This is a genomic window from Streptomyces chryseus (assembly GCF_014650755.1).
Lineage (GTDB): Bacteria > Actinomycetota > Actinomycetes > Streptomycetales > Streptomycetaceae > Streptomyces > Streptomyces chryseus.
Window position 1 is genome coordinate 1 of record NZ_BMVO01000050.1, and the last position, 17,971, is coordinate 17,971.

The window sequence follows — 17,971 nt, forward strand, 5'->3', positions numbered from 1 at the left end:
TGAAGCGCCAGGGACGGCCCGAGAACCACCCCGCCGAACAACCAGTGGTACGCCCCCAGCCACACCCCCCAGAAGCAACCCGTGGTTGCCAGCCACATCACCCCCGCTCAACCCACCTGTCCCGGTCCGCTGTGTCTGCCCCTTCGACCCCGTATGAGAAAAAGGAAAAGTGTTCTCCGCCACGTTGGCCGTGGATAAAGTGCTGATGCAGCACGACGGAGCAGCATCGATCTGCGGACGCCGGGGTCAGCGGCGTACGGAGTGAACGGGGAAACCAACGTGCCGACCGCGATCGCAGTCACCAGCGCCGACTTGGTGTTGCCGCCCACCGATCAGCAGACCCCGACCGCCGCCCTGCTCCACGCGCCGGACGAGCAGCCGCTCGAAGCCGCTCTTGTCGACATGCACGTGATGCTCGAACGGTACGGGTACGTCGTCGCCGTCTACCCGGCCTCCGTCCCCGTCGCCCACGAGCGCCGCCTCCACACCCTCCGCTCGATGCTGGAGACCGACCGGCTCGCCCTGCTGAAGCTCGACCTGCCACCGCTCGGCATCGCCGTACTCGTGCGTCAGCTGCGCCAGTTATCCATCTGCGACTTCAGCCCGGGCGTCGTCGCCTCGGCCGCCCGGCTCCTCTCGCACTACATCTACGCCGGCGCGCTCCTCAACTCCGTCACCAAGCTCGACCGCGTGCCCGTCAGCCTCAAGTCGCACGCGAAGTCCTGGATGCCGGGCACCCAGTTCGGCGTACTGGCCAACCCCAACCCGCAGTTGGTCAAGATCACCAGCAGCGGCACCGCCCCATCCCGCCCCGGCCAAGGCGCCGGCCACCGCTCCCGTACCGCCTCCACCTCCACTTCCAGCTCCGCCTCCAGCTCCACCTCCACTTCCCCCTCCACCGACCTCTCCGTCCCCGACCCCAGCGCCCGCGCCGGCCTCGCCGGACCCGAGTTCGCCACCCAGCTGCTCGTCGCCAAGGGCACCCTCGCCTCCGACTGGGTCACCGGAACCCTCGCCCCCGCCTGGCAGGTCTCCGGCGTGCACGAGTCCGCACTGCCCGCCGACTCCCCGCGCTGGTGGGGTACGGCGAAGATGATCGAGTTCGCCGCCTATCTGCCGGACATCTCCGTGCTCTACCAGCTGGTCGCCTCCGTGCGGCGCGAGAAGTGCCACTGGTGCGGCGTCGAACTCATCGGCGACCGCTGCGGTTTCTGCTCGGCCCCCCTCACCCCGCCCGAGAACCAATCCCGAGCGGGCGGTGTCCTGAACCAGGGGTCGCCGTAGCGTCGCGCGGGGCACGATATTCCTCAGGCAGCACAACTGTTCCACGCAAGTCCGTTGATCCTGATCTGATCCTGATCCGACGTTCCTGATCGAGGTAGCCCTACTTCATGAACTCTCGTCAGCGCCGCGGCGTCATTCTGCTGCTCCTGTCGGTCCTCTGCGCCTTCGGGGCGTTCGCCGGCGTGCTTTCGGTGATCAGCGATGTGAACTCCAAGGTGGGACCGGAAGTCTCGGCGTACCGGCTCAAGAGCGACGTGGCGCCGTACAAACAGCTCGACTTCGGCCAGTTCGAGAGAATCTCGATGCCGAAGCGGTGGCTTTCCGCCAATGCCGTGACCGACATCGCGGAGGTGCGCGGCAAGATCGCGGTGACCCAGCTCCAGAAGGGCTCACTCCTCCAGAGCGACATGATCGTGAAGAAGCCCGAACTCGGCTCGGGCGAGCAGGAGATCGCCATCATGATCGATGCCGCCACCGGCGTCGCGGGCAAGATCAACCCAGGTTCGCGCGTGAACATCTTCGCCACGTTCGAGGGCGAGGACGAGGGGCAGCCGGACAAGTCCCAGGTCATCGTCTCCGGTGCCCGCGTGCTCGACGTAGGCAAGATCACGGCCCTGGAGCCAGGCAACAACGACCGCAGCCGCCGTGCCAAGGACGCCGTACCGATCACGTTCGCCCTGAACACGCTCGATGCCCAGCGCGTGGCGTACGCGGAGTCCTTCGCCGAGCATGTGCGCCTGGCTCTCGTGGCCGACGGCAGCGACACGACCATCTCGCCGCGCGACCGTGAGTACACCCTCGACGGGGACAAGTGAGGACCGGCGTATGACGACTCGTATCCTCCCGGCGGTCGGCGACCCTGATGCCGCCCGCGCCATCACCACCCTCCTCAGCCAGCTCCCCGACGCGGAACCCGCCGCACCCGTCATCGACTCGACGTCGCTCCTCGACACCCTCGCGCGGCTCGCGGGCGAATCGCTCGACGAACTGCCCGAGGTGGTGCTCGTCCACGAGCGCATCGGGCCCGTGCCCGCCCTGGAACTGATCCGGGAGGTCGCGCTCCGCTTCCCGGCCGTCGGCGTCGTCCTCGTCACCGGGGACACCGGGCCCGCGCTCTTCACGGCCGCCATGGACAGCGGCGCGCGCGGGCTGGTCGGACTACCGCTCGGTTACGAGGAACTGGCCGCCCGCGTGCAGGGTGCCGCCTCCTGGTCCACCGGCGTACGACGCCACCTGGGCACCGGGCCGGACGTCTTCACCGGGCCCGGCGGCACGGTGGTGACGGTGACGGGCGCGAAGGGCGGCACCGGGGCGACGGTCGTCGCCGTGCAGCTCGCCCTCGCGGCGAAGGCGTCGGGGCGTACGGTCGCACTCGTCGACCTCGACCTCCAGTCGGGGGACGTGGCGTCGTACCTGGACGTGCAGTTCCGCCGCTCGATCGTCGACCTGGCCGGCATCGCCGACATCTCGCCGCGCGTACTCCAGGACGCCGTCTTCTCCCACCCCACGGGCATCAGCCTGGTGCTCGCACCGGCCGAGGGCGAACGGGGCGAGGAGGTCACCGACCGGGTGGCGCGGCAGGTGGTGAGCGCCCTGCGCAACCGCTACGACGTCGTCGTGGTGGACTGCGGCACGCAGATGAACAGCGCCAACGCGGCCGCCGTCGAGATGGCCGACCAGGCGCTGCTCGTGGTCACACCGGACGTGGTGGCGGTACGGGCCGCCAAGCGCATGGTCCGGATGTGGGACCGCCTGCAGATCCGCAAGGCGGAGGAGACGACCACCGTCGTCAACCGCCACAACCGCAACACGGAGATCCAGCCGCCGCTGGTCGAGCGGATCACGGGGACGAAGGTCGCACGCGCCGCGATCCCCGCCAACTTCAAGGAACTCCAGGTGGCGACGGACGCGGGCCGCATGCAGGACCTCGACAGCCGCGGCGCGGTCAGGCAGGCACTGTGGTCCCTCGCCGGCGAACTGGGACTGGTGAAGCCGGCGGCGGGCACCGGCGCCAAGGGCGGCGGGAAGCTGCTGCGGAGCGACCGGGGGGCGATCGGGTTCCGGGGGCGCGGCAAGGACCGCGACCGCGGGGCCGTCACGGTCGAGCTGGCCGGCATGGCGCCTCTGATCATCTTCGTGATGGTCGCGATGTGGCAGGCGGTCCTGTTCGGCTACACGTTCTCGCTGGCGGGCAACGCGGCGGACGAGGGCGCGCGAGCGGCCACGGCGGCGGCCACACGGGGTGAGAGCGGGCAGGCGGCCTGCCAGACGGCGGCCGAGAAGCACCTGCCGTCGTCGTGGCAGGACGGAGCCGGAGTCGAGTGCAACCCGGAGGGCAACCTGTGGAAGGCACGCGTCGAACTCAGCACTCCGATCCTCTTCCCCGGGGCCGGCAACTTCCCGTGGGACGTGGACGGCAACGCTGGCGCTGCCTTGGAGGGGGACGGCCCATGAAGCTCTTACGCCGTCGGATCGGACGCGGGACGACCGGTCGCGACCGCGACCGGGGCGCCGCCATCCTGGAGTTCGCCGGCTTCCTGCCCATCCTCCTGATCGTCGCCATGGCCGGAATCCAGCTCGGCATCATCGGTTACGCCGCCTCCCAGGCGGGCACCGCGGCGCGGGCGGCGGCTCGTACGGAGGCGCAGGAGGAGCTCCGGGGCCAGGGCGAGGCCACGGGCAAGGCGGCCATGAGTGACTGGCTGGCCGGCGAGACAGTCATCACGTTCAGCGGCAATATCACCGCGACGGCGAGGGTGCCGATTCCCTCCGTCGTGCCGGGTATCCCCGATTTCGGTCATGCCGTCGAGGCCGTGACGATGCCCCCCGACCAGGAGGAGCGATAACCCCCGCCCCGACGAAAGGCCCCACGCACGCACCGCACGAGCGATCCGCACGAGCGATCCGCACGAGCGATCCGCACGAGCGATCCGCACGAGCGATCCGCACGAGCGATCCGCACCAGCGAGGAGTGACGCACATGAGTCTGCGGGCACGCATCACCGCCCCTGACGAGCACGCGGGAGGGCGGGAGGACGGCCACCTGGTCGCCACCTACCGGACCAAACTGCTCGAGGAGATCGACCTCGCGGAGATGTCCTCGCTCGCGGCGGCCGAGCGGCGGGCCCGGCTGGAGCGCGTCCTCGCCCACATCATCAGCCGCGAGGGGCCCGTACTCTCCACCGCCGAGCGCTCCCAGCTCATCCGCCGGGTCGTCGACGAGGCGCTCGGGCTCGGCGTACTCGAACCGCTCCTCGAAGACGCGTCCATCACCGAGATCATGGTGAACGGACCCGACTCGATCTTCGTCGAGCGGGCCGGCCGGGTCGAGCAGCTCCCCATGCGCTTCGCGTCCAACGAGCAGCTGATGCAGACCATCGAGCGCATCGTCTCGACCGTCAACCGCCGCGTCGACGAGTCGAACCCGATGGTCGACGCCCGCCTCCCGTCCGGCGAGCGCGTCAACGTCATCATCCCGCCGCTGTCCCTCACCGGCCCCACGCTCACGATCCGCCGCTTCCCCCGTGCGTACCGGCTCCAGGAGCTGATCGGCCTCGGCACGCTCGACGAGCAGATGCTGATGCTGCTGTCGGCTCTCGTACGGGCCCGGTTCAACGTCATCGTGTCCGGCGGTACGGGCTCCGGGAAGACGACGCTCCTCAACGCTCTCTCCGGTCTCATCCCCGACCACGAGCGCATCATCACCGTCGAGGACGCCGCCGAGCTCCAGCTCCAGCAGGCACACGTCATCCGCCTGGAGACCCGGCCGCCCAACGTCGAGGGCAAGGGCCAGATCACGATCCGCGATCTCGTACGCAACTCCCTGCGCATGCGCCCCGACCGCATCATCGTCGGTGAGGTGCGCGGCGGGGAGACGCTCGACATGCTCCAAGCCATGTCGACCGGCCACGACGGTTCGCTCGCCACCGTTCACGCCAACAGCGCCGAGGACGCGCTGATGCGTCTGCAGACGCTCGGCTCGATGTCGGAGGTCGAGATCCCCTTCGAGGCGCTGCGGGACCAGATCAACAGTGCCATCGACGTCATCGTGCAGCTCGCCCGCATGGCCGACGGTTCCCGCAGGATCAGCGAGATCGCGATCCTGGTGTCCCACGGCCGCGAGCGGTTTCAGATCGCCACCGTCTCGCGCTTCCGCGCCCAGCCGATGAGCGCGGACCGCGTCGTCCACGGCCGGTTCGAACACCTCGGGCTGCCGCGCCGCATCGCGGACCGGCTCCACCTGGCGAACGAGCCGATCCCGCCCGCGTTCGGCGTGGCGGACCTCGGTGATCCGCTCGATCCGCTCAATCCGCTCTACGTACGAGAGGCCCAGTAGGTACGCGATGAACAATCCCGCAATGCTGGCGATCGGCAGCACGCTGCTCTGCGGCGCTCTCGGCATCGCCGGGCTGCACACGTACGTCTCGGGCAAGGCCCAGCGTGCCGCCCTCGTCGACCGCCTGGCCATCACCGGACCGCACCCGGCGGGCCGGCAGCGGCGCTTCACGGGCATCGACCGCCGACTGCGGAAGACCGCCCTGGGCAGGAGGATCCACGTACGCCTGTCGGCCACCGGACTCGACCTGACGGCGGGCGAGTTCTTCGTGTACGTGGTCGTCGGCGTGGCGGCGCTCTGGCTGATCGCCTCGTCGGTACTGGCGCCCTTCTTCGGCCCCGTCGCCGGTCTGGTCGCCCTCGGGGGAGCCAGTGCGTTCCTCAACTGGCAGCGGCAGAAGCGGATCGAAGCGTTCATCAACCAGCTCCCCGACCTGTCCCGGATACTCGCCAACGCCACCGCCGCCGGACTGGCCCTGCGGACGGCGCTGAGCATGGCGGCCGAGGAGCTGGAGGCGCCGGCGGGCGAGGAACTGGCCGGCGTGGCCAACCAGCTCGCCGTCGGCCGGTCCATCGACGACGCCCTGGGGGAGCTGGCCGAGCGCCTGCCGTCGCGCGAACTCGTCGTCCTGGTCACGACCCTGGTGCTGTCCAACCGGGCCGGCGGCACGGTCGTCGGATCGCTGCGCAACCTCACCGAGACGCTGGAGGAGCGCAAGGAGACGCGGCGCGAGGTCCGCACGATGCTCGCCGAGGTCAACGCCACCGCGTACACGATCCCGCTCCTCGGCCTCGGCGCGATGATCATGCTGAACTCCGTGACACCCGGCTCCATGGCCCGCATGACCGGCAGCCCCGTCGGCCAGATCATCGTGATCGTGGCCATAGGGCTCTACGCGCTCGGCTTCATAGTGATGCGCCGCCTCGGCAAGATCGACGTCTGACCCGCCCGCCGCCCCACCCGAATCGCCCGTACGAGCTGAAACAGGAGATATCCGGCATGGCACTGCTTCTCGCGCTGGTGGTCGGACTGAGCGTCGCGGGCGCGTTCCAGGGCATCAGGATGTACCGCGCCGAAGCCAAGATCCCCGGCGACCTGGCCGTCGCCCTGGAGATCGGCGCCTCGCGCGTCTCGGGCACCGAGTCTGCGGTCGACCGCCTCGGCATGCGTTTCGCCCCGGCCGTACTGCGCGTCATGGGCGGCCGGCGGGTCGACAAGAAGCGCCGCAAGATCGACACGGCGGGCAACCCCGGCGGCCTCACCGTCGACCGGTACGCCGCCCGCCGCGCCGTGTACGGCCTGTTCGGAGGCTTCTCCGCACTCGTCCTGCTGATGAAGGACCTCCCGCTCTTCGGCGTCTTCTGCATCGCCTACGGGTGGTTCGCGGCCGACGTCACCATCTGGCAGGCCATCCGCGAACGCAAGGACGTCATCGAGCGGACCCTGCCCGACTTCCTCGACGTACTGGCCGTCGTCGTCAGCGCCGGCCTCGGCTTCCGGCAGGCGCTGGACCGCGTCTCGGAGAAGTACGAAGGCCCCTGGGCCGACGAGGTGCGCATCACCCTGCGCCAGATGGACATGGGCGTCAGCCGCCGCCAGGCCTTCGACGAACTGCGCAGACGCAACGAGTCCGAGCAGGTCTCGCAGTTCGTGACGGCGCTCCAGCAGGGCGAGGAACTCGGCGCGCCGATCGCCGACACCCTCATCCAGATCGCCAACGACATGCGCCGCACCGACGCGCAGAACTCGCGCCGCCGCGCGGCCAAGGCGATCCCCAAGACGACGGTCGTCACGCTCGCCTTCATGGTCCCGGCGACGCTGCTCCTCATCGTCACCAACATGTTCCTGGGGTCGGAGACCGACTTCGGCTCGGTCTTCGGCGGCTGACGGCCATGGTGTCGCTCCCCACGATCCGGCTCGGGCCCGGGCTCCGGCGTGGGCTCCGCACGCAGTCCGGCGGCGGTACGACGGCACTGCACGGCGGCGTGAACGTCCCGGAGGCGGCCCCCGCCTCCGCGCTCGCCGACGACGTACCCGCACCGAGCATCCCGATCCAGATCAACGCCCTCCAGGCGCTGTGCCGCCAGGTCTTCGGCTTCCGCCTCGCGATGATCGCGCTCGGCGCGCCCTTCGCGCTCGCCAGGGCCGGTGGGCAGTTCGGCGGCTGGCTGGTCGGCGGGGCCGTGGTGTTCAGCTTCGTAGGCTCGTACGCGATGCTGCGGGACTGGGAGGTCTTCGGCCCGCTGCTCATCAAGTACCGCACGCTGATGGGCGTGGACGTGCTCTTCGGCTCGGTCCTGCTGCTGACCGCCTCACCCGACTCGGCCCTCGGTTACGCCACGGTGTGCACGCCGCTCCTCGCGGGCCTGCTGTACGGCTGGCGGGGCGCGGGCATCTTCACCGCGATCCAGATCCTGCTCCTCGCGGCGGCGTACACGGCCTGGTCGGAACGGATGGCGAGTCCCGCCAGCACGCTGCTGATAAGCGGCTTCTGCGTGGCGGCGGGAATCATCGGCGTGACCCTGCGCAATCTGATGTTCCGGTTCGGGGCGGCGACGCAGGCCCTTTCCGAGGCGAACGCCCGGCTCGCGGTCACGGACGCGGTGGAGGGCGAGCGGGCACGCCTGGCCCGCGAGATGCACGACTCGGTCGCCAAGACCCTGCATGGTGTCGCGATGGCCGCCGAGGGACTGGCCCAGTCCGCCGACCGGATGGATCCACTGACGGTCAAGCACCAGGCGGGCATGGTCGCCCGCTCGGCACGGCGGGCGGCGGCGGAGTCCCGCGAGATCCTGTCCGACCTGCGCCGGCAGGCGGACTACGACACCGGGGGAGTGGTGGTCGCGGAAGAACTGGCGGCCCGCGTGGCGGACTTCGGGCGACGGACCGGCATGGGGACGGACTTCCGGGTGGTGGGAGGGTCGCCTGCCCAGCACCCTTCCGCGTCCGTTCCCGCACCGGCCTCCCCTGTGACGACCGTCCCCCACGCGATCGCCCGTCACCTCCTGACGATCGCCACGGAGGCCATGGAGAACAGCCACCGGCACGCCCACGCGTCCCGCGTGACGGTGGAGTTCGGCCTCTCCGGCGGATTACTCCGCATCAGCGTCCTCGACGACGGCCAGGGCCTGCCCGCCGGCATCACCCTCGACGACCTGCGCAAGGCCGGCCACTTCGGACTGGTGGGGATGGTCGAGCGGGCGGCCGGCATCGGCGCCCGCATCAGCATCGGACGGGGCCGCAGCGCGGGCGGCACCGAGGTACGGCTGGAACTACCGACAGCGGCCCTGGCACCGGCCGGCCCGCACCCCCTCTCACCGCTGCCCGCACTGCCACCGCTCCCGCCCCCCATGAGGCTGTCGAACTGACCCACTGCCCCGTCGCCTTGCTCGCCCACTGACCCACTGGCCCCTGACGCACTGACCCACCGCTCACCGTCCCCCGTCACTCTCCCGAGAGGAGGCCGCACCATGCCGGACGAAAGCTCGTACAGCTCCGGGCCCCGCCCGTCCGTGTCGTCGCCGTCCCACGTGTCCCAGCACACGTCGTCGCACACGATCGAGCCCCGCTCGGAGCACACCCCCACCGGGGTCCGCGTTCCCCCGCCGGCGGCGGCATTCCCCGATCCTTCCCCCGACCCTTTCGGCCCGCCGCCCCTCCTGCGCGTGGTCGTCGCCGACGACAACCCGGTCGTACGGGCCGGCCTCACCGTCCTGCTCGGCGGCCGCGACGACGTGGAAGTCGTCGCGGAGGCGACCGACGGCCGCGAGGCGCTCGCCGCGGCCCAGCACCACCGGCCGGACGTGGTGCTGCTGGACGTGCGGATGCCGGGCGTCGACGGCATCTCGGCGCTGCCGTACCTGGTACGGGTGGCGCCGGTGATGATGCTGACCTACAGCCGCGAGAGCGAGATCGTGCGGGAGGCGCTGCGGCTCGGCGCGGGCGGCTACCTGGTGCACGGCGAGTTCAGCGCGGAGCAGCTGGTGGCCGCCGTACGGGACATCAAGGCGGGCCGCGCCCACTTCTCGCCCTCGGCCCAGGACGCGCTGCTGGCCCACATGCGCGGCGACGGCGCCGGCCCTGCCGACGGCGGGCCGGAGCTCCCGGAGGGGCTCGGCGGGGTCTACGCGACCGGCCGCCCGTACACGGGCGCGAGCCGGATCCCTGTCCACGCGGCGGCGCACGATGCGACTGCACACACCGGGCGGCAGGCCAATGCTGGGCCAGATGTCTCAAATTCGGGGCGACTGAGCGAAAGTACTTCGCACCTGCAATCTGACATGGCACAGTATTCAACGGATCGACAGCAGGCCCAGCGGGCGCGGAACGTACAGGACTTCGGACTGAGTGCGAGGGAGGTGGAGGTCATGGACCTGATCGCGTCCGGCATGAGCAACCAGCAGATCGCCGCCACCTGCTTCATCAGCGAGAAGACGGTGAAGAACCACATCAACCGCATCTTCGCGAAACTCCACAGCGCGAGCAGGAGCGAGGCGATCGCGCTGTGGCTGGGATCGGCGAGGGGGGCGACCAGTCATGGCTGAGCGCGTGAGGACAGCGACGGCGACCGTGTCTGCCCCGCAGGCCCAAGACGCCTTTTGGGCCCAGGGTTGGGCCCACGGACCCTCCGGCGGGCCCCCCGCCACGACGTACGTTGCTCGTGTCGACGACGGCACCGGCCGGGAGGAAGCCGGTACTGGCGAGACGCACGCGTCGACCCAACTCGGAGGGGCACCCCATGTCGAAGAACCTCACGCTCAAGACCGCCACGAAGGCCCAGCTCGCGATCAACAGCTGGCGCAACACGGTCGTCACCCGCATGCAGAAGCGAGCGGACGAGGGCGCGAGCGTGGTGGAGTACGCGGGCCTGGTGGTCGTGATCGCGCTGATCGTGGTGGCGGTGCGGGAACTGGATCTGGACCAGACGATCTCGGAAGCGATCAGCGACGCCGTGGACGACATCACCGGCGGCTGATGGTTGCTTCACTTCGGCAGGACCGAGGGCAGACCCTTCCCATGTACGTCGTGGTGGTGGGGGGTCTGCTCTTTCTTGCGTTTGCCTACTTTGCCTTCGCTCAGGCAGCTGCGGCCCGCAACAGTGGCCAGTCTGCCGCCGATGCAGCCGCGCTTGCTGCTGCTCAAGAGGTGCGGGATGAATTGACCGACGGCTTCATCCGCGACCTCAGCTCGCCGGAGAGGCTGATCGATTGGCTCGATGGCAGGGGAGCAGTGGGGAGCGGGGAAGCTGCTGCGACGCGGCTGGCAGGCGAGAACGACTCGACGCTGCTGAATGTATCCCCGACCCTCATCGACGGCTACCCCGCCTTCTCGGCTGAGATTCGGACGAACTACAGCGTGGGCGACTCGATCATTCCCGGTACGGAGAACAACCATGCCAGGGCCAATGCCACAGCAGTGATCGAGCCTCGCTGCCAGATCAGGTCAGGTAGTGATCCGTCGAAGCTGATCGAGATTGAGTGCGAGGGCGGTGTGCGCTGGGAGATCGACCCCAAGGACATCGTCGAAGCCGACTTGCCCTATCCGAACGACCTGTTCTCTGTCCACTTGGCCGAGTGAATGTAAAGACAAGGAAGAGTTGCTGATGAATGTGCGGCAGACCATGAAGGCCCGGAGGGCATTGACCGCAGTAGTGGTCGCTACTGGCTTGGTTCTTACTGTGGCTGGTTGTGGCGGGGACGGCGGTAAGAAGCCTGATGCTGTCTCATCCTCCAGCCCGACCGAGGGCGAGGCGGAGGACAAACCGAAGGACGAGGAACCCGAAGCGCCGGAAGAACAGGTCTTGGCTGAAGTAAGGGGAGGTGCTGATAACACCACCCTTACGATCAACACCGCTGTACGGGACGAAGGTGGTTTTCTCACTGTTAGTGGCAAGGTGAAGAACGGAAAGGGCGGGAGTTGGAACCCGACTCCTTGGAGAGGGCAGGAGAAGGAGTTGTCCGGAAACTCCGCGTCAATGGCAGGTGCCTCTCTTGTGGACCGCTCAGGGAAGAAGAAGTACCTGATTCTGCGCGACACTGATGGGCGCTGCCTCTGCACTCAGTTCAGCGGTGCGTTCAGAGCCGAGGAGGAACAGACTTGGTTCGCCCAGTTCCCCGCTCCGCCGGCAGAGACCGCCAAGGTGGACTTTCAGATCGCCGATATGCCGGTGGCGACTATCGAGATCTCCGACGGTGAGTGACTCCATGTCTGCCGCCACCTTGCGAAGCCGCCCAGCGCATCTCGCCGCGGTCACCCTTCTGACGGCATCGCTCGTTACCGGCCTGACCGTGACGCATGCGCACGCCGACCCCTCGCCCAGCGCTCCGCCCGGCAGCACCACCACGTCCCCGCCCCCCACTGTCGACTCCAACTCGCCGGGACTAAAGCTGGGCGACGGGGCCACCCTCGCCCCCGCCCGCGTCATCGACATCAAGTCCGTCGTCGAGGACCTCGGTGGTGAGGAGCGGCGTGAGGACACCAACTCGGACGTGAAGTTCGCCCTTCAGGCCGAGGTGCTGTTCGGCAAGGACAGCGCGAAGCTCAACGCGGAGGCCGCGTCCCGGATCAAGGCCATCGCCGACGAGATCCTCGCCCAGAAGGCCACCAAGATCCGGGTCTTCGGCTTCACCGACGACCTCGGCTCGTACGAGCACGGCAAGGTGCTGTCCAAGAAGCGGGCGGACGCCGTGCAGCAGGAGCTGAACAAGTCCCTGGACTCGTCCGTCACGTTCGAGATCCGCGGGTACAGCGAGGACTACCCGATCGCCGACAACGACTCGGAAGAAGGCCGCAAGAAGAACCGACGCGTAGAGGTCTCCTTCCCGCGCGGTGACGCTCCGGCGTCCGCCTCCGAGAACTGAGGGGTCCCGGTCGGCGTGTAGTCGCCGCCCGGGACCGCCACCGACTCAGCTCCCGCCGAGCGGGCGGTCGCGGATCCGGCGCAGGGCCAGCAGGCCGCCCACTCCGGGGATGACGGCGAGCCACCTGGCACCCGACGGGGCGGCGGCCGGGACCGGCCAGGCGGTCGCGATGACGACGAGGTAGGCGGTGCCGTGGAGCGGGCCGACGAGGGCACTGACCGCCGGGGTGTGCGTGGTGAGCAGGTTGCCCAGCAGGGCAACCAGCGACGCGGCTTCGACACCGGCCGCGATCCGCAGAGTACGCACGACGTCATGCTCCCGTCGTCGAGCCGGGGCGAACGATCATGAGGACGACGACGGCCGCCCACAGGAGGTTGAAGACGCCGGTGAGCATGGCCAGCCGGGACGCCGTGGCGTCGTGCGGTCCCTGGTCGCGGGCGTCCTGGAGCGAGGTCAGCAGCCGCTTTTGCCGGGGCAGGATCGCGAGCGCCAGCAGGGCCGCGGCGATCGCCGTCAGGGCGAGCGAGACCGTCAGCCACGCGTCGGTGAGCACGCCGAGCTGGGCGCCGGTGGCGATCCCGAAGACCGGAACGGCGATGCCGGCGGCGACGGCGTAGACGCGGCAGACCCGGTGCAGCAGAGCGGCGATCCCGGGGGCCCGCCCGCCCGAGCCCCCGCCGCCCAGCTCCCCGCCGTCCGACTCCCGCCCCCTCACCTCCCCGCCGCCCAGCTCCACACCGTCCCCAGGGAAGCGGGCGTACCGGGGGAAGAGTGACGCGGCCACGGCGATCGGTCCGATCGCCAGAATCGCCGCGAGCACATGTATGGACAGCAGCAGCTTCGTCACTGCGGACTCCTCGGGCCGTACGGCTATATGTTGGCTGCCAATAGGTACCACGCCTACTGGCCCCTTGTGTAGGCTGCCTACTCATGAGGGTAGACGCGGTACGAGGACACCTGGACGGACTGCTGCTGGCCGTGCTCGAACCGGGGCCGCTGCACGGGTACGCGATCATCGCCGCCGTCCAGCAGCGCTCAGGCGGCGCGCTCGACCTGCGCACGGGGACGATCTATCCGGCGCTGAACCGGCTGGAGCGGCTCGGGCTGCTGAGCAGCACGTGGGAGTCCGTCGGCGAACGGCGACGGCGCTGCTACGCGCTCACCGAGGCGGGCCGGGGCAGCCTGGCCGGCGAGCGGACGGCGTGGGACGAGTTCACGACGGCGATCGGCTCGGTCCTGAACCCGGCGGCCCCGCCTCGCCCCGCCACGTGAACACCGCAGGGGGGAGGGCCGACCCCGTCGAGGAGTACGCCGCGACCCTGGCGGGTGCCTTGTACGGTCCGGCCCGGGACAAGGCCCGGCTGGTCGAAGAGGTGCGCGACGGCCTCGCGGAGACGGTGACGGCGTACGCCGATGAGGGCATGCCCCGTGACGAGGCGGCCCGGCAGGCGGTGCTGGAGTTCGGAAGCCCCGCAGAGATCGCGCCGAGCTGCCAGCGGGAACTGGCCGTCGCCCAGGCCCGGCACACCGCCCGGGCCGTCGGGCTGGCCGCCCCGTTCCTGATCGCCTGCTGGTACCTGCTGTGGAGCGCGAACCCCGGCCAGGACTGGCTGCTGCCGCGCGCGGCCCAGCAGCTCGCGGTTCATCTGGCCGGGGTCGCGGGCGCGGCCGCGCTGCTGGCCGCCGCCATGACGGCGGCCACCGGCACCCTCGCGCGCCGCATTCCGACGCCGCACCGCCTGCCCCTCGCGGTCGCATGGGCCGGTACGACGGCCAGCGTGGCCATGGCGGTCGCCGCCCTGGCCCTCACCGTCGCCGCGCTCCTGGCCACGAACTGGCCGCTGATCGCGCTCGCGGGCTCCCTCGCCGCCGTGTCGCACGCCGTAGTGGCGGCCTCCGCCCGCGCCTGCCGTCAGTGCGCGAGGTCGACGGCGTAAAGCGGGCTATGAGGGCGGTGCGGGTGCGAGACCGTCGGCCACCAGGCCCGCCAGTACCGCCTCTCCCAGGGCCTGCACCGCCGACTGCGGGCGGACCATCACCGTGAACTCCTTGATCAGGCCCTGGTCGTCGAAGTGGAGCAGGTCCATGCCGTGGATCTCCTTGCCGTTGACGACGGTACGGAAGATCAGGACCGCCGAGGGTGCCTCCTCCCCGTCCGCGCTCGTCTCGGCCGCGCCCTCGTACGCACCGACGTAGCGGAAGTCCTCGAAGGTCCGCAGCAGGACGCCGAACAGCCCCATCACCATCGGTTTGCCCTCGAACGGCTGGAACTTCACCGGGCTGTAGAGGCAGACGTCCTCCGTGAACAGCCCCTCCAGCGCGGCGACGTCCTCCTTCTCGACGGCGGCGCGGAAGCGGGCGGCGGTGTCGGTGCTCATGGGGCGGCCTCCATAGTCATCTTTCTGATTACTCAGTTTCTTGACTATGATGATGCGGTCAGGCGCGACGAAAAGGAAGGGGCCGCATCGATGGCCTTGCGACACGCGGTCCTGGCCGCGCTGCTGGCAGGCGACGGCAGCGACGGTGACGGCAGCGGCGAGTACAGCGGCTACCAGTTGGCCAAGGCGTTCGACATCGGCGTCGCGAACTTCTGGCACGCCCTGCCCCAGCAGCTGTACGCCGAACTGGCCAGGCTGGAGAAGGAGGGCCTGGTCGCCGGCCGACACGTCGTGCAGGAGACGCGGCCCAACAAGCGCATGTTCCGCGTCACGCAGGCCGGTCTCGCCGAGTTCGAAGCCTTCGCCGCCGCGACGCCGAAGGCCTCGTTCATCCGCGACGACCTCATGGTCAAGGTCCAGGCCGCCGACAGCGTCGACACGGCCCCGGTGATCGAGCAGCTGGAGGAGCGGGCGGCGCTGGCCGAGGCCAAGATCGAGCTCTTCGGCAAAGTGCTCCGCAAGATGCGCGGCGAGCTCGACGAGGAGGAGTTCCTGCGCCGGGGCGAGCCGATCGGCCCGTACCTGACGTGCCTGCGCGGCCTGGCGCTGGAGCGGGAGAACCGGGACTGGGGGCTGCGCGTGGCGGCCGTACTGCGCGAGAGGCGAACCGATGAAGCGCGATGAGCCGTACGGGCGTTACGTCGCCCTGGGGGACAGCCAGACCGAAGGGCTCGGCGACGGCGACGACACCACCGGCCTGCGGGGCTGGGCGGACCGCCTCGCCGAACACCTCGCAGCCGCCAACCCCCGTCTCCAGTACGCCAATCTGGCCGTACGGGGACGCCTGGCCGGTCAGGTCCGCGCCGAGCAGCTGGCACCGGCCCTGGCGCTGCGGCCCGACTTCGCGACGGTTGTCGCGGGGGTGAACGACCTGATGCGGCCCTCGTTCGACGTCGCCCGGGTGGTGGGTCACCTGGAGGCGATGTTCGCCGCCCTGACCGACTCCGGGGCCCGCGTCGTGACGGTCACCTTTCCCGACATCACGCGGGTCGTGCCGCTCGCCCGGCCCCTGCGTGAGCGCGTGCACGCGCTCAACGCGGGCATTCGCGCGGCTGCCGCCCGGCACGACGCCGTGGTCGTGGAGATCGCCGAGCACGCCTTCGCCGCCGACCCGCGCTTCTGGACCGCGGACCGGCTCCACCTGAGCCCGCTCGGCCACGAACGGTTCGCGGCCGCCGCGGCCCACGCCGTACGACTGCCAGCCGTCGACGGAACCTGGGCGGACCCGCTGCCCGCGCTGCCGGCGGCCACCGGCCGGCAGGCGGCGCGGGCCGAGCTCCACTGGCTGGCCGCCCACCTCGGCCCCTGGCTGGGGCGACGCCTGCGCGGCCGCTCCTCCGGCGACGGCCGCGAGGCGAAGCGGCCGCGACTGCTGGCGGTGCGCCCGCCCGCGTGACGCCATCGGTGGTGTCGCCGGCCGATGTCCCGGCCGGACACGACGGCTGCCGGGAAGACTGGGCGATCTGAGCCCGGCGGGCGCCGCCGCCCCGAAAGGAAGCACGCATGCGCAAGTTCAAGCTTCAGGTCCAGACCACCGTCGACGGGTGCATGGCGGCCCGAACGGCGAGATGGACTGGCTGACGTTCCCGTGGACGGACGACATCAACGCCCACATCGACGCGCTCACCGACCCGGTCGACTGCATCGTCCTCGGCCGCAGGCTGGCCGAGGGGTTCATCCCGACCTGGGCGGCCGGTCCCGAGGGGGAGGACCAGGCGTCCATCGACAAGATGAACAACACGCCCAAGGTCGTCATCACCCGCACGCTCACCGAGTCGCCCTGGGAGAACGCCGTGGTCGGCGACGATCTCGCCGCGACAGTGAACCACCTGAAGGCCCGGCCGGGCGGCGACATGATCGCGTACGGGGGCGGCACGCTCGTGGCGAGCCTGATCACCGAGGGGCTCCTCGACGAACTCCACCTCTTCGTCAACCCGACCGCCATCGGAGCCGGAATGCCCGTGTTCGGCGACCTCGGCCGCTACCAGCGACTCCGCCTCGTAACGGCCCGGCCGTTCGACTGCGGCATCACGGCGCTGCACTTCGAACCGAAGCGCGCCTGACCGCCGCGCAGGGCCCCCACCTCCGGATATTGAGATGCGGGCCGGTGGGCGCGACCGTAGGGTCGACGCCCGTGGACCCCCTCACCGACAAACAGATCCGCTCGTCCTTCGTGAACTGCACCAAGGGCGAGGCGGCGCGCCTGCGACTGCCGCTCGACTTCGCCGAACTGCCCTGGGAGGACCTGGACTTCATCGGCTGGGTGGACCCGGGAGCCCCGCTACGGGCCCACCTCGTCCTGCCACGAGCCGACGGCCCTGTCGGGATCTCGCTGCGGGTCCCCTCCGTGAGCCGCACCAGTGCGGTGAAGTCCAGCCTGTGCCAGGTCTGCCTGACGGGTCACGCGTCTTCCGGGGTCACCCTGCTCGTCGCCCCCTTGGCGGGCGCACGGGGCCGCGAGGGCAACACGGTCGGCATCTACGTCTGCGCGGACCTCGCCTGCCCCCTCTATGTGCGAGGCAAGCGGCAACCGAAGCTGCGCACCGGACGGTACGAGGAGTCCCTGACGCTGGACGAGCGTCTGGCCCGTATGTCGGGCAATCTGGACGCCTTCGTATCCAAGGTGACCGAAGCCTGAGCCCGCCCTGCTCGGCAAGCTCCGCCACAAGCCGGCCGAGAGCGGGGCTGGCCGACCGTACGCGAAGGTCGCCCTCGGGCGCCGCGTCGCGGCCGACGGCCGACATGCCCCTCGACGTACCGCCGCTCCGCCCCCAACCCCACACAACGCGTCTCCCCACACCACTCGAATAGGTAGTAGCCGCGCAAATAGGACACCGCTCCCCGTCATCTGACAGTTTCGGTTCACCACCCACCACCCACCACCCGCCTCGCACGCACGCGGGCCCGGCCGCCCCGCCGACCGGATGCTCAAGTGGGGCGCGAGTGTGGTGTCGCACCAACAACCGTCGCCGCACCCGCTGAGACTGGGGCCGCACCACCCCCGGAAGCTGCCGCGCCCCACCCACACACCCGACAGCCACTGAGCTGGCCCG

General features: G+C 70.2%; 22 protein-coding genes. 19 read left to right on the plus strand and 3 right to left on the minus strand.

Annotation, left to right across the window (positions count from 1 at the left end; translation table 11 throughout):
• Window positions 1-279 precede the first annotated feature (279 nt).
• The 13 genes from IE185_RS32295 (at window position 280) to IE185_RS32355 (ending at window position 12,480) form a co-directional block, all read left to right on the plus strand.
• Complete coding sequence (locus IE185_RS32295) at window positions 280-1,284, plus strand: hypothetical protein (RefSeq protein WP_189716511.1); 1,005 nt, start codon at window positions 280-282, stop codon at window positions 1,282-1,284.
• A 107-nt stretch (window positions 1,285-1,391) separates the two neighbouring features.
• Window positions 1,392-2,099: a Flp pilus assembly protein CpaB gene (gene cpaB, locus IE185_RS32300; RefSeq protein ID WP_138897296.1), complete on the plus strand. Its 708-nt coding sequence runs from the start codon at window positions 1,392-1,394 to the stop codon at window positions 2,097-2,099.
• 10 nt (window positions 2,100-2,109) lie between these two features.
• Window positions 2,110-3,738, plus strand: a complete 1,629-nt coding sequence (locus tag IE185_RS32305; RefSeq protein WP_138897297.1) for a CpaE/TadZ family protein — start codon at window positions 2,110-2,112, stop codon at window positions 3,736-3,738.
• Window positions 3,735-4,130 (plus strand): TadE/TadG family type IV pilus assembly protein, encoded by a 396-nt coding sequence (locus tag IE185_RS32310; protein ID WP_138897298.1) that lies wholly within the window; start codon window positions 3,735-3,737, stop codon window positions 4,128-4,130. The genes IE185_RS32305 and IE185_RS32310 overlap by 4 nt, the downstream gene beginning before the upstream one ends.
• Before the next feature lie 134 nt (window positions 4,131-4,264).
• Window positions 4,265-5,620, plus strand: coding sequence for a TadA family conjugal transfer-associated ATPase (locus IE185_RS32315; protein ID WP_138897299.1), 1,356 nt, complete (start codon window positions 4,265-4,267; stop codon window positions 5,618-5,620).
• 7 nt (window positions 5,621-5,627) lie between these two features.
• On the plus strand, window positions 5,628-6,563 hold the full coding sequence (locus tag IE185_RS32320) for a type II secretion system F family protein (protein WP_138897300.1): 936 nt from the start codon (window positions 5,628-5,630) through the stop codon (window positions 6,561-6,563).
• Window positions 6,564-6,619: 56 nt separating this feature from the next.
• The gene (locus IE185_RS32325) at window positions 6,620-7,507 is read left to right on the plus strand and encodes a DUF5936 domain-containing protein (RefSeq protein WP_189716513.1); all 888 of its coding nucleotides are present in this window, start codon (window positions 6,620-6,622) and stop codon (window positions 7,505-7,507) included.
• A 5-nt stretch (window positions 7,508-7,512) separates the two neighbouring features.
• A complete protein-coding gene (locus tag IE185_RS32330) occupies window positions 7,513-8,988 on the plus strand; it encodes a sensor histidine kinase (RefSeq protein ID WP_189716515.1) in 1,476 nt (491 codons plus the stop codon).
• Between the two features lie 102 nt (window positions 8,989-9,090).
• Window positions 9,091-10,164, plus strand: a complete 1,074-nt coding sequence (locus IE185_RS32335; protein WP_189716517.1) for a response regulator transcription factor — start codon at window positions 9,091-9,093, stop codon at window positions 10,162-10,164.
• 194 nt (window positions 10,165-10,358) lie between these two features.
• Window positions 10,359-10,595, plus strand: a complete 237-nt coding sequence (locus tag IE185_RS32340; protein ID WP_138898744.1) for a hypothetical protein — start codon at window positions 10,359-10,361, stop codon at window positions 10,593-10,595.
• Window positions 10,595-11,197 (plus strand): pilus assembly protein TadG-related protein, encoded by a 603-nt coding sequence (locus tag IE185_RS32345; protein WP_138898743.1) that lies wholly within the window; start codon window positions 10,595-10,597, stop codon window positions 11,195-11,197. The genes IE185_RS32340 and IE185_RS32345 overlap by 1 nt, the downstream gene beginning before the upstream one ends.
• A 25-nt stretch (window positions 11,198-11,222) precedes the next feature.
• Complete coding sequence (locus tag IE185_RS32350; protein WP_138898742.1) at window positions 11,223-11,819, plus strand: hypothetical protein; 597 nt, start codon at window positions 11,223-11,225, stop codon at window positions 11,817-11,819.
• A gap of 4 nt (window positions 11,820-11,823) precedes the next feature.
• Complete coding sequence (locus IE185_RS32355) at window positions 11,824-12,480, plus strand: OmpA family protein (RefSeq protein WP_138898741.1); 657 nt, start codon at window positions 11,824-11,826, stop codon at window positions 12,478-12,480.
• Between the two features lie 45 nt (window positions 12,481-12,525).
• Here the strand turns inward: IE185_RS32355 and IE185_RS32360 are convergent, their stop codons facing one another.
• Entirely contained in the window at window positions 12,526-12,786 is a 261-nt protein-coding gene (locus IE185_RS32360; protein ID WP_138898740.1) for a hypothetical protein, read from the minus strand.
• A 4-nt stretch (window positions 12,787-12,790) separates the two neighbouring features.
• Window positions 12,791-13,327, minus strand: a complete 537-nt coding sequence (locus tag IE185_RS32365) for a hypothetical protein (RefSeq protein ID WP_189716519.1) — start codon at window positions 13,325-13,327, stop codon at window positions 12,791-12,793.
• An 83-nt stretch (window positions 13,328-13,410) separates the two neighbouring features.
• Between IE185_RS32365 and IE185_RS32370 the strand changes: the two genes are divergently transcribed.
• A complete protein-coding gene (locus IE185_RS32370) occupies window positions 13,411-13,752 on the plus strand; it encodes a PadR family transcriptional regulator (RefSeq protein ID WP_138898547.1) in 342 nt (113 codons plus the stop codon).
• On the plus strand, window positions 13,749-14,417 hold the full coding sequence (locus tag IE185_RS32375; protein ID WP_138898546.1) for a permease prefix domain 1-containing protein: 669 nt from the start codon (window positions 13,749-13,751) through the stop codon (window positions 14,415-14,417). The genes IE185_RS32370 and IE185_RS32375 overlap by 4 nt, the downstream gene beginning before the upstream one ends.
• A 6-nt stretch (window positions 14,418-14,423) precedes the next feature.
• On the opposite strand, the gene IE185_RS32380 is transcribed toward IE185_RS32375, so the two are convergent.
• Complete coding sequence (locus tag IE185_RS32380) at window positions 14,424-14,858, minus strand: nuclear transport factor 2 family protein (protein ID WP_138898545.1); 435 nt, start codon at window positions 14,856-14,858, stop codon at window positions 14,424-14,426.
• A 90-nt stretch (window positions 14,859-14,948) separates the two neighbouring features.
• Between IE185_RS32380 and IE185_RS32385 the strand changes: the two genes are divergently transcribed.
• The 4 genes from IE185_RS32385 to IE185_RS32400 all read left to right on the plus strand — a co-directional run bounded on the left by IE185_RS32385 (window position 14,949) and on the right by IE185_RS32400 (window position 17,556).
• A complete protein-coding gene (locus IE185_RS32385) occupies window positions 14,949-15,542 on the plus strand; it encodes a PadR family transcriptional regulator (protein WP_138898544.1) in 594 nt (197 codons plus the stop codon).
• Window positions 15,529-16,314 (plus strand): SGNH/GDSL hydrolase family protein, encoded by a 786-nt coding sequence (locus tag IE185_RS32390; protein WP_138898543.1) that lies wholly within the window; start codon window positions 15,529-15,531, stop codon window positions 16,312-16,314. The genes IE185_RS32385 and IE185_RS32390 overlap by 14 nt, the downstream gene beginning before the upstream one ends.
• Before the next feature lie 148 nt (window positions 16,315-16,462).
• Window positions 16,463-16,981, plus strand: coding sequence for a dihydrofolate reductase family protein (locus tag IE185_RS32395; protein ID WP_211362613.1), 519 nt, complete (start codon window positions 16,463-16,465; stop codon window positions 16,979-16,981).
• A 71-nt stretch (window positions 16,982-17,052) separates the two neighbouring features.
• Complete coding sequence (locus IE185_RS32400; RefSeq protein WP_138898542.1) at window positions 17,053-17,556, plus strand: FBP domain-containing protein; 504 nt, start codon at window positions 17,053-17,055, stop codon at window positions 17,554-17,556.
• Window positions 17,557-17,971: the final 415 nt, after the last annotated feature.

What these genes read in the sequence shown, in the direction of transcription:
- cpaB (WP_138897296.1), top strand. Translation starts at nt 1,392, where the DNA reads ATGAACTCTCGTCAGCGCCGCGGCGTCATTCTGCTGCTCCTGTCGGTC.
- IE185_RS32305 (WP_138897297.1), top strand. Translation starts at nt 2,110, where the DNA reads ATGACGACTCGTATCCTCCCGGCGGTCGGCGACCCTGATGCCGCCCGC.
- IE185_RS32310 (WP_138897298.1), top strand. Translation starts at nt 3,735, where the DNA reads ATGAAGCTCTTACGCCGTCGGATCGGACGCGGGACGACCGGTCGCGAC.
- IE185_RS32315 (WP_138897299.1), top strand. Translation starts at nt 4,265, where the DNA reads ATGAGTCTGCGGGCACGCATCACCGCCCCTGACGAGCACGCGGGAGGG.
- IE185_RS32320 (WP_138897300.1), top strand. Translation starts at nt 5,628, where the DNA reads ATGAACAATCCCGCAATGCTGGCGATCGGCAGCACGCTGCTCTGCGGC.
- IE185_RS32325 (WP_189716513.1), top strand. Translation starts at nt 6,620, where the DNA reads ATGGCACTGCTTCTCGCGCTGGTGGTCGGACTGAGCGTCGCGGGCGCG.
- IE185_RS32330 (WP_189716515.1), top strand. Translation starts at nt 7,513, where the DNA reads ATGGTGTCGCTCCCCACGATCCGGCTCGGGCCCGGGCTCCGGCGTGGG.
- IE185_RS32335 (WP_189716517.1), top strand. Translation starts at nt 9,091, where the DNA reads ATGCCGGACGAAAGCTCGTACAGCTCCGGGCCCCGCCCGTCCGTGTCG.
- IE185_RS32340 (WP_138898744.1), top strand. Translation starts at nt 10,359, where the DNA reads ATGTCGAAGAACCTCACGCTCAAGACCGCCACGAAGGCCCAGCTCGCG.
- IE185_RS32345 (WP_138898743.1), top strand. Translation starts at nt 10,595, where the DNA reads ATGGTTGCTTCACTTCGGCAGGACCGAGGGCAGACCCTTCCCATGTAC.
- IE185_RS32350 (WP_138898742.1), top strand. Translation starts at nt 11,223, where the DNA reads ATGAATGTGCGGCAGACCATGAAGGCCCGGAGGGCATTGACCGCAGTA.
- IE185_RS32355 (WP_138898741.1), top strand. Translation starts at nt 11,824, where the DNA reads ATGTCTGCCGCCACCTTGCGAAGCCGCCCAGCGCATCTCGCCGCGGTC.
- IE185_RS32370 (WP_138898547.1), top strand. Translation starts at nt 13,411, where the DNA reads ATGAGGGTAGACGCGGTACGAGGACACCTGGACGGACTGCTGCTGGCC.
- IE185_RS32380 (WP_138898545.1), bottom strand. Translation starts at nt 14,858, where the DNA reads ATGAGCACCGACACCGCCGCCCGCTTCCGCGCCGCCGTCGAGAAGGAG.
- IE185_RS32385 (WP_138898544.1), top strand. Translation starts at nt 14,949, where the DNA reads ATGGCCTTGCGACACGCGGTCCTGGCCGCGCTGCTGGCAGGCGACGGC.
- IE185_RS32390 (WP_138898543.1), top strand. Translation starts at nt 15,529, where the DNA reads ATGAAGCGCGATGAGCCGTACGGGCGTTACGTCGCCCTGGGGGACAGC.